The sequence below is a fragment of the Enterobacter cloacae complex sp. S1 genome (genome assembly GCF_014930525.1).
Classification (GTDB): domain Bacteria; phylum Pseudomonadota; class Gammaproteobacteria; order Enterobacterales; family Enterobacteriaceae; genus Enterobacter; species Enterobacter hormaechei_C.
Map to the genome: position 1 here is coordinate 436 of NZ_JADBRE010000033.1, position 13,067 is coordinate 13,502.

The window sequence follows — 13,067 nt, forward strand, 5'->3', positions numbered from 1 at the left end:
CAGATCAACGATCAGCTGACCGGATACGGTCAGTGGGAATATGAGTTCAAGGGCAATCGCTCTGAAGCTCAAGGTTCCGACGGCAACAAAACCCGTCTGGCGTACGCTGGTCTGAAATTCGATGAATTCGGTTCCTTCGACTACGGTCGTAACTACGGTGTGGCTTATGACATCGGCGCATGGACTGACGTTCTGCCAGAGTTCGGTGGCGATACTTGGACGCAGACTGACGGCTTCATGACCGGCCGTACCACTGGCGTTGCAACCTATCGTAACACCGACTTCTTTGGTCTGGTTGACGGCCTGAACGTGGCTGCTCAGTACCAGGGTAAAAACGACCGTGACGATATCACCGAATCCAACGGTGACGGCTGGGGTCTGTCTTCTACCTATGAATTCGACGGCTTCGGTGTGGGTGCGACCTACGCGAAATCTGACCGTACCGACCGTCAGGTTCGTGCTGCAAGCAACCTGAACGCCGGTGGCGAAAACGCAGAAGTCTGGGCTGCTGGCCTGAAGTACGATGCGAACAACATCTACCTGGCAACCACCTACTCTGAAACCCGCAACATGACGGCGTTCGGTAACGGTCACGTTGCCAACAAAGCGCAGAACTTCGAAGTTGTGGCTCAGTACCAGTTCGACTTCGGTCTGCGTCCGTCCATCGCTTACCTGAAATCCAAAGGTAAAGACATCGGTTCTTATGGCGACCAGGACCTGGTTGAATACGTTGACGTTGGCGCGAGCTACTACTTCAACAAAAACATGTCCACCTATGTTGATTACAAAATCAACCTCGTGGATGACAGCCAGTTCACCAAAGATGCCAAAGTGGCTACCGACAACATCGTAGCTGTAGGTCTGACCTACCAGTTCTAAGATCTGTTAGTTCAAAAGGCCAGCCCTCGCGGCTGGCCTTTTTTATTACTGCTGCCCTCCGACCTTCGCCAGACTAAACCAGATCCCGACCGCCAGAATCAGCAGCATGCCTCCCGCACTGCCCAGGGCCACGCTGTGCGAGGTGATGAACGCGGTTTTCGCCGCCGTCATCACCGGCTCGGCCAGCGACGGCGACAGCTCCTGCGCCACCTTCATCGCTTCACCGATGGACGACGAGGCTTTATCGGTCAGCGACGCGCTCAGCCCTTGCGGCAGTACAATAGACGCCGAAAAGCTGCGGGTTAACAGCAGACCGAAAATGGCGATCCCCAGACCAGCACCCAGCTCGTAGGACATGGTTTCGATCGCGCCTGCGGCGGCCGCTTTCTCTTTCGGCGCGGCAGCCATGATCGCTGACGTCGATGCCAGCAGTGCGCTGGCGGCACTGAAGCCCAGCAGCACCATCAGGCTCCACGCCTGCCACTGTTGGGTGCTGAAATCGAGCGTCGACAGGCCGATAAAACTGACCGCGCTAAGCCCCATGCCTCCGGCCGCGACAATGCGCAGCCCCAGACGCCCGACCAGCACACCCGCGATCGGCCCGCTAAATCCGCTCGCCACCATCACCGGCAGCATAAATATCCCTGCTTCAAACGGCGTAAACCCATGCACGAACTGCAACTCCTGCGCCATCAGCAGTTCAAAGCCCACCAGCGCAATCATGGCGGTCATCGCCATGACCACGCCGCTTAAAATAATGCGATGGCAAAACAGACGCATGTCGATCATCGGCACGCACGCGCGCAGCTGGATACGGACGAAGATAAACAGCATTACCGCTCCGGTAAGCAGCGTACAGGCCACCATCCACGGCGACAGCACCCCTTTCAGGGCGGTTTTGGCGCTATAGACCAGCAGTAAAATCGCCACAATCAGCATAATGGCATGGCTGATATTGAGCGGCTGCTCGGGCCGCCCCTGCTGAGCAGGCACCAGGCGCGCAGCAAGCGAAACCACGATCAGCACGATCGGCACGTTAATCAGGAACACCGACCCCCAGTAAAAGTGCTCCAGCAGCATGCCGCCAATCAGCGGGCCAAACGCCGCGCCGCCCGACCCAACGGCAGCCCAGACGCCGAGGGCGATATTACGGTGCCGCACGTCAATAAACAGGGTGCGGATCCCTGCAAGCGTAGCCGGAATGATCATCGCCGCGCCAATCGCCAGCGACGCGCGGGCGGCAATCAGCCAGCCCGCGGACGGCGCAAAAGCCGCCGCTAACGATGACAGGCCAAACAGCACGCTGCCGATCATCAGCAGGCGCTTAAAACCTATGCGATCGCCCAGCGCGCCCATCGGCAGCACCATTCCCGCCATCACCAGCGAGTAAATATCAATAATCCACAGCAATTCGTTGCCGCTGGCACCCAGCGTCATGCTCAATGTTGGCGCCGCCACGTGCAGCACCGTCGCGTCAATCGCCACCGGGATATACACCAGCACGATAATCACTAACGCTAACCACTGACGAAACATAAATTTCCTTTTCAGTTAAAAACTGGACACATGTCCAGAATGCGATCCTACGTAAAGTTGAACACTTGTCCAGCTCTTTGTTACACTCGTTTCGTTGCCATTGAGAGTGAGAAATTATGCGTTATCTGAGCAAGGACGAGCGGCGGGAAGAGATCCTCCAGGCCGCGATGCGCGTGGCGCTGACCGAAGGATTCGCTGCGATGACCGTGCGCCGCATCGCCACCGAAGCGGGCGTCGCCACCGGGCAGGTGCATCACCACTTTGCGTCGGCGGGCGAGCTTAAGTCGCTGGCGTTTGTCCGGCTGATCCGCGATTTGCTGGATGCTGAAATCGTTGGCGAAAACGCCGGCTGGCGTGAGCGCCTGCATGCCATGCTCGGCAGCGATGACGGCGGGTTTGAGCCCTACATTCGACTGTGGCGGGAGGCGCAAATTCTCGCCAGCCGGGATAGCGATATCAAAGGCGCCTACGTTTTGACCATGGAGATGTGGCACCAGGAAACGGTCGCGATTATCCGCGCCGGGGCGGAGGCCAACGCCTTTACGCTTGCTGACCAGCCGGAAAATATCGCCTGGCGTTTAATTGGTCTGGTATGTGGCCTGGATGGCATATACGTATTAAATATGCCTGAAATGGACGACGCGGCATTTAATAAGCATCTGGATAAGCTTATTTCCCTCGAATTGTTTTAATACTCCCATCGGGGTATTAATTTCCGCAAATAGTTACAATTAGTAACACATAAAGCGAACCCTGATTCCCATTCCAAACTCAGGGATTCGCTTTTTTATCTATCCTTTCAGATGTATCCCATAACATCCAAAAATTTCTACAAACTGCCGAAAGGTATCTTTCTGTTTTCACTTCTTTTTTCTCTCCATTTGGGTAAGCAAGAGGGTGATATGTCACATCAAAGCGAGAAGAGTAATCAGCATCTGTTGAGTAACTGGAAACCGGAAAACGCGCAATTTTGGGAGAATAAAGGGAAACATATCGCACGTAGAAACCTGTGGATTTCCGTGGCGTGTTTGCTTCTCGCGTTTTGTGTATGGATGTTGTTTAGCGCTATTGCGGTAAATCTTAATAAGGTCGGATTTAATTTCAGCACCGATCAGCTTTTTATGCTAACGGCATTACCTTCTCTTTCCGGCGCGATATTGCGTGTCCCCTACTCTTTTATGGTGCCGATATTTGGCGGACGTTACTGGACCGTGTTAAGTACCGTTATCCTGGTCGTACCCTGTGTCTGGCTTGGGATCGCCATCCAGAATACCGCCACGCCTTACTGGGTCTTTATCATCATCGCACTGCTTTGCGGATTTGCCGGCGCCAACTTCGCTTCCAGCATGGGAAACATCAGCTTCTTCTTCCCGAAAGCCAGACAGGGCAGCGCGCTGGGCATTAACGGCGGGCTGGGTAACCTGGGCGTGAGCGTGATGCAGCTGGTTGCGCCGCTGGTGATTTTTCTGCCGATGTTTACCTTCCTCGGCGTGCACGGCGTACCGCAGGAGGATGGCTCGACGATGTGGCTGGCGAACGCGGCGTGGATCTGGGCGCCGCTGCTGATTCTTGCCACCCTTGCGGCGTTTTTTGGCATGAACGACATCGCCAGCTCGAAAGCGTCCATTGCCAGCCAGCTTCCGGTGCTTAAGCGCTTTCATCTCTGGCTGCTGAGCCTGCTTTATCTGGCAACCTTCGGCTCGTTTATCGGTTTCTCGGCAGGCTTTGCTATGCTGTCGAAAACCCAGTTTCCGGACGTAAATATCCTCCACCTCGCCTTCTTTGGCCCGCTGATCGGCGCCCTGGCGCGTTCGGCTGGCGGGATGATTTCAGACAGGCTGGGCGGCGTACGGGTGACGTTGATCAACTTCGTCTTTATGGCCATCTTTAGCGCACTGATTTTCCTGACGCTCCCCGGGTCTGGTTCAGGCAGTTTTATGGCCTTCTATCTGGTCTTTATGGGCCTGTTCCTCACCGCAGGCCTGGGCAGCGGCTCGACCTTCCAGATGATCGCGATTAACTTTCGCCAAATCACCCTCGACCGCGTGAAAAAACAGGGCGGGAGCGACGAACAGGCACAGCATGAAGCGGTGACCGAAACGGCTGCCGCGCTGGGCTTTATCTCTGCCATCGGTGCGGTAGGCGGGTTCTTTATTCCCAAAGCCTTTGGCACATCCCTGGCGATGACCGGTTCCCCGGTGGGCGCCATGAAAGTCTTCCTCGTGTTTTACATCGTCTGCGTGCTCGTCACCTGGCTGGTGTACGGCCGCAAATCCTCACAAAAATAATAACTACCTCTTCGCCGGAGCGTGATCTCTCACCCTCCGGCCATGCTATCGAAGCAGGAGAAATGTCATGAGCAAACTGTTGGACCGCTTCCGTTACTTCAAAACAAAAGGCGACAGTTTCGCCGATGGGCACGGGCAGGTGTACCACACCAACCGCGACTGGGAGGACAGCTACCGTCAGCGCTGGCAGTTCGATAAAATTGTGCGATCCACCCACGGCGTTAACTGCACCGGCTCCTGTAGCTGGAAAATTTATGTCAAAAATGGCCTGGTAACCTGGGAAACCCAGCAGACCGACTACCCGCGCACCCGCCCTGACCTGCCTAACCACGAACCGCGCGGCTGCCCGCGTGGCGCAAGCTACTCCTGGTATCTCTACAGCGCCAACCGTCTCAAGTACCCGCTGGTACGCCGCAGGCTGATCGAACTCTGGCGCGAGGCGCTGGCGCAGCATACCGATCCGGTGCTGGCCTGGGATGCCATTCAAAACGATCCGCAGAAAGCGCAGAGCTACAGAAAAGCGCGCGGAAAAGGCGGTTTTATCCGCTCAAACTGGAAAGAGCTTAACCAGCTGATTGCTGCCGCCAACGTCTGGACCATCAAAAACTACGGCCCGGATCGGGTAGCCGGTTTTTCCCCCATCCCGGCCATGTCGATGGTCTCTTATGCCGCCGGTACGCGCTATCTCTCCCTGCTCGGCGGCACCTGCCTGAGCTTCTATGACTGGTACTGCGATCTGCCTCCGGCGTCGCCGATGACCTGGGGCGAACAGACCGACGTGCCGGAATCGGCGGACTGGTACAACTCCAGCTATATCATTGCCTGGGGCTCGAACGTGCCGCAGACGCGCACCCCGGACGCCCACTTCTTTACCGAAGTGCGTTACAAGGGCACCAAGACCGTCGCCATTACGCCGGACTTCTCGGAGGTGGCGAAGCTCAGCGACCAGTGGCTGGCCCCCAAACAGGGTACCGACAGCGCCCTTGCCATGGCGATGGGCCATGTGATCCTTAAAGAGTTCCACCTCGATAACCCGAGCGAGTACTTCCTCAACTATTGCCGCCGCTACACCGACATGCCGATGCTGGTCCTGCTGGATGAACAGGCTGACGGTCGCGTGGTGCCGGGCCGCATGCTGCGCGCGTCGGATCTGGCCGACGGGCTGGGTGAAACCAATAATCCGGAGTGGAAAACCATCGCCTTTGACGTGGCCGGAAATCTGGTGGCGCCGAATGGTTCCATCGGCTTCCGCTGGGGTGAAAAAGGCAAATGGAACCTGGAGTCGCTGGCTGCAGGACAGGAAACCGAGCTGACGCTTTCCCTGCTCATCACCCACGACAGCGTGGCAGACGTGGCCTTCCCTTACTTCGGGGGCAACGAGAATCCGCATTTCCGCAGCGTGAAGCAGGAGCCGGTGCTGACGCGCCGCGTACCGAGTAAAACCCTGACGCTGGCCGACGGCAGCCAGAGACGCGTGGTTAGCGTGTACGATCTGGTGCTGGCAAACTACGGCCTCGATCGCGGTCTGGAAGACAGTAACGCGGCGACAAACTACGCCGAGATAAAAGCCTATACCCCGGCCTGGGGCGAACAAATTACCGGCGTCCCCGCTTATCTGATAGAAAAAATCGCCCGTGAATTTGCCGACACGGCGCACAAAACTCACGGTCGTTCGATGATCATCCTCGGGGCCGGTGTGAACCACTGGTACCACATGGACATGAACTACCGCGGGATGATCAACATGCTGGTCTTCTGCGGCTGCGTCGGGCAGAGCGGCGGCGGCTGGTCGCACTATGTCGGCCAGGAAAAGCTGCGCCCGCAAACCGGCTGGCTGCCGCTGGCCTTCGCGCTGGACTGGAACCGTCCGCCGCGCCAGATGAACAGCACATCGTACTTCTACAACCACGCCAGCCAGTGGCGCTATGAGAAGCTCACCGCACAGGAACTGCTTTCTCCCCTTGCAGACGCATCGAAGTTTACCGGTCACCTGATTGATTTCAATGTCCGCGCCGAGCGCATGGGCTGGCTGCCGTCGGCTCCACAGCTTAATCTCAACCCGCTGCACGTTAAGGCCCGGGCGGACGCCGCCGGCATGTCGCCGCAGGACTACATTGTTCAGGCGTTAAAATCGGGCGATATCCGCTTCGCCTGCGAACAGCCGGATAACGGTAAGAACCACCCGCGCAACCTGTTTGTCTGGCGTTCTAACCTGCTTGGCTCGTCCGGGAAAGGCCATGAATACATGCTGAAATACCTGCTTGGCACCGAGAGCGGTATTCAGGGTGAGGATTTAGGCTCAACGGACGACGTGAAACCTGAAGAGGTGGAATGGCAAACCGCCGCCATTGAGGGCAAGCTGGATCTGCTGGTGACGCTCGATTTCCGTATGTCCAGCACCTGCCTGTTCTCGGATATCGTCCTGCCCACCGCCACCTGGTATGAAAAAGACGATATGAATACCTCGGACATGCATCCGTTTATTCACCCGCTTTCCGCAGCCGTTGACCCGGCGTGGGAGTCCCGCAGCGACTGGGAGATTTACAAGGGCATCGCCAAAGTGTTCTCTGAAGTGTGCGTAGGGCATCTCGGCACCGAAACTGACGTGGTGCTACAGCCGCTACAGCATGATTCACCGGGGGAACTGTCGCAGCCGTTTGATATTCAGGACTGGCGCAAAGGCGAATGCGATCTGCTCCCCGGCAAAACGGCACCGAACATCGCCGTGGTCGAGCGTAACTACCCGGAAACCTACGAGCGCTTCACGGCCCTTGGGCCGCTGCTGGACAAGCTCGGCAACGGCGGAAAAGGCATATCGTGGAACACCCAGAATGAGGTCGATTTCCTCGGCAAGCTCAACTACGTCAAGCCTGACGGCCCGGCGAAAGGTCGTCCGCGCATCGAGACCGCCATTGACGCTTCAGAGGTGATCCTCGCCCTTGCGCCGGAAACTAACGGTCAGGTCGCGGTCAAAGCCTGGGAAGCCCTCGGCGAACTGACCGGACGCGATCACACCCATCTGGCGCTGAACAAAGAAGATGAGAAAATCCGCTTCCGCGATATTCAGGCGCAGCCGCGCAAAATCATCTCCAGCCCGACGTGGTCCGGCCTTGAGAGCGAGCACGTCTCCTATAACGCAGGCTATACCAACGTTCACGAGCTGATCCCGTGGCGCACGATTTCGGGCCGCCAGCAGCTGTATCAGGATCATGCCTGGATGCGCGCCTTCGGGGAGAGTCTGGTGGCCTATCGTCCACCGATTGACACCCGCAGCGTTACCCATATGCGCGAAATCCCGCCGAACGGATTCCCGGAAAAAGCGCTTAACTTCCTTACGCCGCACCAGAAATGGGGCATTCACTCCACCTACAGCGAAAACCTGCTGATGCAAACCCTGTCGCGCGGGGGGCCAATCGTCTGGATCAGCGAAACCGACGCGCGCGAGCTGGGCATTGAGGACAACGACTGGATCGAAGCCTTTAACGCCAACGGCGCCCTCACCGCCCGCGCGGTGGTCAGCCAACGCGTTCCGCCGGGCATGACCATGATGTACCACGCTCAGGAGCGCATTCTGAACATTCCGGGGTCAGAAGTAACCGGACGGCGCGGCGGGATCCACAACTCGGTCACCCGCGTCTGCCCGAAACCGACCCACATGATCGGTGGCTACGCGCAGCTGGCGTACAGCTTCAACTATTACGGCACCGTCGGCTCGAACCGCGACGAGTTCATCATGATCCGTAAAATGAAAAACATTAACTGGCTGGACGGCGAAGGTCGGGATCAGGTACAGGAGGCGAAAAAATGAAAATACGCTCACAGGTTGGCATGGTTCTGAATCTTGATAAATGCATTGGCTGCCACACCTGCTCGGTCACCTGTAAGAACGTCTGGACCGGGCGCGAAGGGATGGAGTACGCGTGGTTTAATAACGTCGAAACCAAACCGGGTATCGGCTATCCGAAAAACTGGGAAGATCAGGATGAGTGGCAAGGCGGCTGGATCCGCGGTATTCACGGCAAGCTGACCCCGCGCCTCGGCGGCAAAATGGGCGTGCTGTCGAAGATTTTCGCTAACCCCGTCCTGCCGCAGATTGACGATTACTATGAACCCTTCACCTTCGATTACCAGGATCTGCACCGCGCGCCAGAGGGCGATCACCTCCCTACCGCCCGCCCGCGCTCGCTGATTGACGGCAAGCGAATGGATAAAATCGAATGGGGGCCCAACTGGGAAGAGCTGCTGGGCGGCGAGTTCGAAAAACGCGCCCGCGACCGCAATTTCCAGAAGATCCAGAAGGAGATGTACGGCCAGTTTGAAAACACCTTCATGATGTACCTGCCGCGCCTGTGCGAGCACTGTCTGAACCCCAGTTGCGTTGCCACCTGCCCGAGCGGTGCGATTTACAAGCGCGAAGAGGACGGCATTGTGCTGATTGACCAGGACAAATGCCGCGGCTGGCGTCTGTGCATCAGCGGCTGCCCGTACAAGAAAATCTACTTCAACTGGAAGAGCGGCAAGTCAGAGAAATGCATCTTCTGCTACCCGCGCATTGAATCGGGTCAGCCGACCGTCTGCTCGGAAACCTGCGTCGGGCGCATCCGCTACCTTGGCGTGCTGCTGTATGACGCGGACCGCATTGAAGAGGCGGCCAGCACCGAGCATGAAACCGATCTGTACGAGCGCCAGTGCGACGTGTTCCTTAACCCGAACGATCCGGCGGTGATTGAGGAAGCGCTGAAACAGGGTATTCCGCAGAACGTCATCGACGCGGCACAGCGTTCCCCGGTTTACAAAATGGCGATGGACTGGAAGCTTGCCCTGCCGCTGCATCCGGAATACCGCACCCTGCCGATGGTCTGGTACGTGCCGCCGCTGTCGCCGATCCAGTCCTACGCGGACGCGGGTGGTTTGCCGCAGAGCGACGGCGTGCTGCCTGCCGTCGAAAGCCTGCGCATTCCTGTGCAGTATCTGGCGAACATGCTCAGCGCGGGCGATACCGGCCCGGTGCTGCGCGCCCTGAAGCGCATGATGGCGATGCGCCACTACAAGCGTTCCCAGACCGTGGAAGGCGTGACCGACACCCGCGCCATCGAAGAAGTGGGCCTGACGGAAGAACAGGTCGAAGAGATGTATCGCTACCTGGCGATTGCCAACTACGAAGATCGCTTCGTGATCCCGACCAGCCACCGCGAAATGGCGCGCGACGCCTTCCCGGAGAAAAACGGCTGCGGCTTCACCTTTGGCGACGGCTGCCACGGTTCCGACACCAAATTCAACCTCTTCAACAGCAGCCGCATCGACGCGATCAACATCACCGAGGTGCGTGAACACGGGGAGGGAGAATAATGCAAATCCTCAAAATCATCGCGCTACTCATTGAGTATCCCGATGAGCTGCTGTGGGAAAACCGTGACGAAGCGCTTTCCCTGGTGGAACAGGACGCGCCCATGCTGCTGCCGTTTGCGCAGCAGCACCTGAGCGCCCCGCTGCTGGATAAGCAGGCCGAATGGTGCGAAGTGTTTGAACGCGGGCGCGCAACGTCGCTACTGCTGTTCGAGCACGTTCACGCCGAGTCCCGCGATCGCGGTCAGGCGATGGTAGACCTGATGAGCCAGTATGAGAAAGCCGGCCTTCAGCTTGACTGCCGCGAGCTGCCGGACTATCTGCCGCTCTATCTGGAATATCTCAGTATCGTCAGCGATGACGAGGCGCGTGAAGGGCTGCAAAACGTCGCGCCGATCCTGGCGCTGATTGGCGGCCGGCTGAAACAGCGCGAGGTGGCGCATTACCAGCTGTTTGACGCCCTGCTGACGATGGCCGGTACACGGCTTTCCAGCGACAGCGTGGCGAAGCAGGTGTCTGGTGAAAAACGGGATGATACCCGTCAGGCGCTGGACGCCGTGTGGGAAGAGGAACAGGTGAAGTTTATCGAAGACAACGCCACATCGTGCGACAGCTCGCCGATGCAGCAATATCAACGACGCTTTAGCCAGGACGTCGCGCCGCAGTACGTGGACGTCAGCGCCGGAGGCCCAAAATGACACATTACCTGAACGTGTTTTTCTATGACATTTATCCGTACATCTGCGCCACCGTGTTTTTCCTTGGCAGCTGGTTGCGCTACGACTACGGGCAGTACACCTGGCGCGCCTCGTCGAGCCAGATGCTCAGCAAACGCGGTATGAACTGGGGCTCTAACCTGTTTCATATCGGGATTTTGGGGATCTTCTTCGGGCATTTGTTCGGCATGTTAACCCCGCACTGGATGTACGCCTGGTTTTTACCCGTCGCGGTTAAGCAGCAGCTGGCGATGATGGCGGGCGGGGTGTGCGGCGTATTGACGCTGGTTGGCGGGTCGATGCTGCTTTACCGCCGCCTGTTCAACCAGCGGGTGCGTGCCACGTCCACCACGCCGGATATTATCATCATGAGTATCCTGCTGCTTCAGTGCATCCTTGGGCTGTCGACCATTCCTTTCTCCGCCCAGTATCCTGACGGAAGCGAGATGATGAAGCTGGTCGGCTGGGCGCAGGGGATCGTGACGTTTAAGGGAGGCTCGTCAGAAATGCTAAGCGGCGTCGCGCCGATCTTCCGCGTGCATCTGGTGCTGGGGATGACGATCTTCCTTATCTTCCCGTTCACCCGCCTGGTGCACGTGTGGAGCGCGCCGTTTGAGTACTTCACCCGTCGGTATCAGGTAGTGAGATCGCGCCGTTGATTTTGTCGGGTGGCGGCTACGCCTTACCCGACCTACGTTTCAAGCCGCTGTAGGCCCGGTAAGGCGTAGCCGCCACCGGGCTATTTCCCTGCCTGTGGATGCGTATCAAACCCCGCCATCACGGCCGTCAGCTCGGCCAGGGTAAAGCCGTGCTTCGGGTCATCAACGCCCAGGCCAAACCGCGCCTGCATCAGCTTATACAGCGCCTCCGCATCCGGCAAATGGATCTGCTCCTCCACATGACCGTTCTGCCAGTGGGTAAAATTAAAGTTGGTCAGCGTCAGCTTGCCCCCGTCCGGCAGGTGGCGACACATCAGCAGGTGATGACGGAAATGGGACTGCGGCCAGTGCGCCGACCAGAAGTTTCCCATCACGTAATCGTTGAAGTACTGGGTCGCCAGGTCGAAGTGGTACATCGACTGCCAGTGCTCGTGATGGCGGAATTGCAGTACCCAGTCGTTACCCTCGCTCAGCAAACGATAACTCCCGTGCGGGGTTTCCTGTTCCTCGTTGGCGATCAAACGAATCGGCGCCGTCAGCGTTTGTCCGCCAAATCCCACATCGGCGATCCAGCGCTCGCCGTTCAGCTCAACCAGCAGCAACCGGTGCGTACGCGGCGGCATCTGCGACGGATTAGCCAGCACAACCCGCCCCAGCACGCTGCGCACCGTAAAACCGACTTCGCGCAATACCCGCTCAAACAGGCCGTTTTGCTCGAAGCAATACCCCCCCCGACGCGCGGTGACCAGTTTATCCACCAGACACCCGTCGTCCAGATGGATTTCCCGCGGCAAAACGACGTCAATATTTTCGAAAGGGATCGCGCAGTTATGGTGTAAATGCAGCCCCCGCAGGGTATCGATATCAACCTGTACGGGCTGCTGCCAGCCCGTGCGGGCGAAATAAGCACTCAGAAATGGGGACATGATTTGCTCCAGGATGTGATATCCCCTGTTTATAAACTATTTTCCCTTATGCATATGCGCAAAAGTGCTTTTTCGTCATACTCATCGTGTACATGAGGAGATCCTATGAACCACTTTCGCCCTGTTGAATTACGCCATGCCAGCCGTCTTCTGAATCACGGTCCAACCGTGCTCATCACCAGCCGGGATGAGACCATCGATCGTCGCAACGTCATGGCCGCCGCATGGTCTATGCCGGTGGAATTTGAACCCCCGCGTATCGCGATTGTGGTAGACAAAAGCGCGTGGTCACGGGAGTTGATCGAACGCAGCGGGAAATTCGGCATTGTGATCCCCGGCGTGGCGGCAGCCAACTGGACCTGGGCGGTCGGCAGCGTCAGCGGTCGCGACGAGGATAAATTTAACTGCTACGGGATCCCGGTTATTTATGGCCCTGAGCTTGGGCTGCCGGTTATAGAAGAAAAATGTCTGGCGTGGATGGAGTGCCGGTTATTACCTGTAACCTCTGCGGCCGAGAAATATGACACTCTGTTTGGCGAAGTGGTTTCCGCCGCGGCGGATGAACGCGCATTTGTCGCCGGACGCTGGCAGTTTGACGGGGATAAGCTGAATACGCTGCATCATCTGGGTGCGGGTACGTTTGTCGCGAGCGGGAAAATGGTGAAGGCGCTGGATTAACGCACCTCAAAAAAGAAAAGCCCTCTTCCTGAGGAAGAG

The 13,067-nt window shown here is 57.7% G+C and carries 10 protein-coding genes; 8 read left to right on the forward strand and 2 right to left on the reverse strand.

The annotated features are described in order from the left end of the window. The coding region (locus IM290_RS18985; RefSeq protein WP_058714967.1) for a porin at positions 1-879 on the forward strand (879 nt) is incomplete at its 5' end. A gap of 45 nt (positions 880-924) precedes the next feature. Here IM290_RS18985 and IM290_RS18990 read toward each other — a convergent pair. Next, on the reverse strand, positions 925-2,415 hold the full coding sequence (locus tag IM290_RS18990; RefSeq protein ID WP_193042552.1) for an MFS transporter: 1,491 nt from the start codon (positions 2,413-2,415) through the stop codon (positions 925-927). Between the two features lie 116 nt (positions 2,416-2,531). Between IM290_RS18990 and IM290_RS18995 the strand changes: the two genes are divergently transcribed. The 6 genes from IM290_RS18995 (at position 2,532) to narI (ending at position 11,424) form a co-directional block, all read left to right on the forward strand. Then, positions 2,532-3,107 (forward strand): TetR family transcriptional regulator, encoded by a 576-nt coding sequence (locus IM290_RS18995; RefSeq protein WP_015570471.1) that lies wholly within the window; start codon positions 2,532-2,534, stop codon positions 3,105-3,107. 210 nt (positions 3,108-3,317) lie between these two features. Further along, complete coding sequence (locus IM290_RS19000; protein WP_193042551.1) at positions 3,318-4,703, forward strand: NarK family nitrate/nitrite MFS transporter; 1,386 nt, start codon at positions 3,318-3,320, stop codon at positions 4,701-4,703. Between the two features lie 67 nt (positions 4,704-4,770). Then, entirely contained in the window at positions 4,771-8,511 is a 3,741-nt protein-coding gene (locus tag IM290_RS19005; protein ID WP_193042550.1) for a nitrate reductase subunit alpha, read from the forward strand. Beyond that, complete coding sequence (gene narH, locus IM290_RS19010; RefSeq protein ID WP_015570469.1) at positions 8,508-10,052, forward strand: nitrate reductase subunit beta; 1,545 nt, start codon at positions 8,508-8,510, stop codon at positions 10,050-10,052. The genes IM290_RS19005 and narH overlap by 4 nt, the downstream gene beginning before the upstream one ends. Continuing rightward, positions 10,052-10,747: a nitrate reductase molybdenum cofactor assembly chaperone gene (narW, locus tag IM290_RS19015; RefSeq protein WP_032102973.1), complete on the forward strand. Its 696-nt coding sequence runs from the start codon at positions 10,052-10,054 to the stop codon at positions 10,745-10,747. Before narH ends, narW begins: the two co-directional genes overlap by 1 nt. Beyond that, complete coding sequence (narI, locus tag IM290_RS19020; protein ID WP_023303778.1) at positions 10,744-11,424, forward strand: respiratory nitrate reductase subunit gamma; 681 nt, start codon at positions 10,744-10,746, stop codon at positions 11,422-11,424. The genes narW and narI overlap by 4 nt, the downstream gene beginning before the upstream one ends. Positions 11,425-11,504: 80 nt before the next feature. Here the strand turns inward: narI and nhoA are convergent, their stop codons facing one another. Beyond that, positions 11,505-12,350 (reverse strand): N-hydroxyarylamine O-acetyltransferase, encoded by an 846-nt coding sequence (nhoA, locus tag IM290_RS19025; protein ID WP_015570465.1) that lies wholly within the window; start codon positions 12,348-12,350, stop codon positions 11,505-11,507. A 105-nt stretch (positions 12,351-12,455) separates the two neighbouring features. Here nhoA and IM290_RS19030 point away from each other — a divergent pair, with 105 nt between their 5' ends. Continuing rightward, positions 12,456-13,028: a flavin reductase family protein gene (locus tag IM290_RS19030; protein WP_017382293.1), complete on the forward strand. Its 573-nt coding sequence runs from the start codon at positions 12,456-12,458 to the stop codon at positions 13,026-13,028. The last annotated feature ends 39 nt before the right edge of the window (positions 13,029-13,067 follow it).

Excerpts from the sequence above, each read along its gene's own strand:
- narW (WP_032102973.1), top strand. The coding sequence starts at position 10,052 with ATGCAAATCCTCAAAATCATCGCGCTACTCATTGAGTATCCCGATGAG.
- IM290_RS18995 (WP_015570471.1), top strand. The coding sequence starts at position 2,532 with ATGCGTTATCTGAGCAAGGACGAGCGGCGGGAAGAGATCCTCCAGGCC.
- narI (WP_023303778.1), top strand. The coding sequence starts at position 10,744 with ATGACACATTACCTGAACGTGTTTTTCTATGACATTTATCCGTACATC.
- IM290_RS19030 (WP_017382293.1), top strand. The coding sequence starts at position 12,456 with ATGAACCACTTTCGCCCTGTTGAATTACGCCATGCCAGCCGTCTTCTG.
- IM290_RS19005 (WP_193042550.1), top strand. The coding sequence starts at position 4,771 with ATGAGCAAACTGTTGGACCGCTTCCGTTACTTCAAAACAAAAGGCGAC.
- IM290_RS19000 (WP_193042551.1), top strand. The coding sequence starts at position 3,318 with ATGTCACATCAAAGCGAGAAGAGTAATCAGCATCTGTTGAGTAACTGG.
- IM290_RS18990 (WP_193042552.1), bottom strand. The coding sequence starts at position 2,415 with ATGTTTCGTCAGTGGTTAGCGTTAGTGATTATCGTGCTGGTGTATATC.
- narH (WP_015570469.1), top strand. The coding sequence starts at position 8,508 with ATGAAAATACGCTCACAGGTTGGCATGGTTCTGAATCTTGATAAATGC.
- nhoA (WP_015570465.1), bottom strand. The coding sequence starts at position 12,350 with ATGTCCCCATTTCTGAGTGCTTATTTCGCCCGCACGGGCTGGCAGCAG.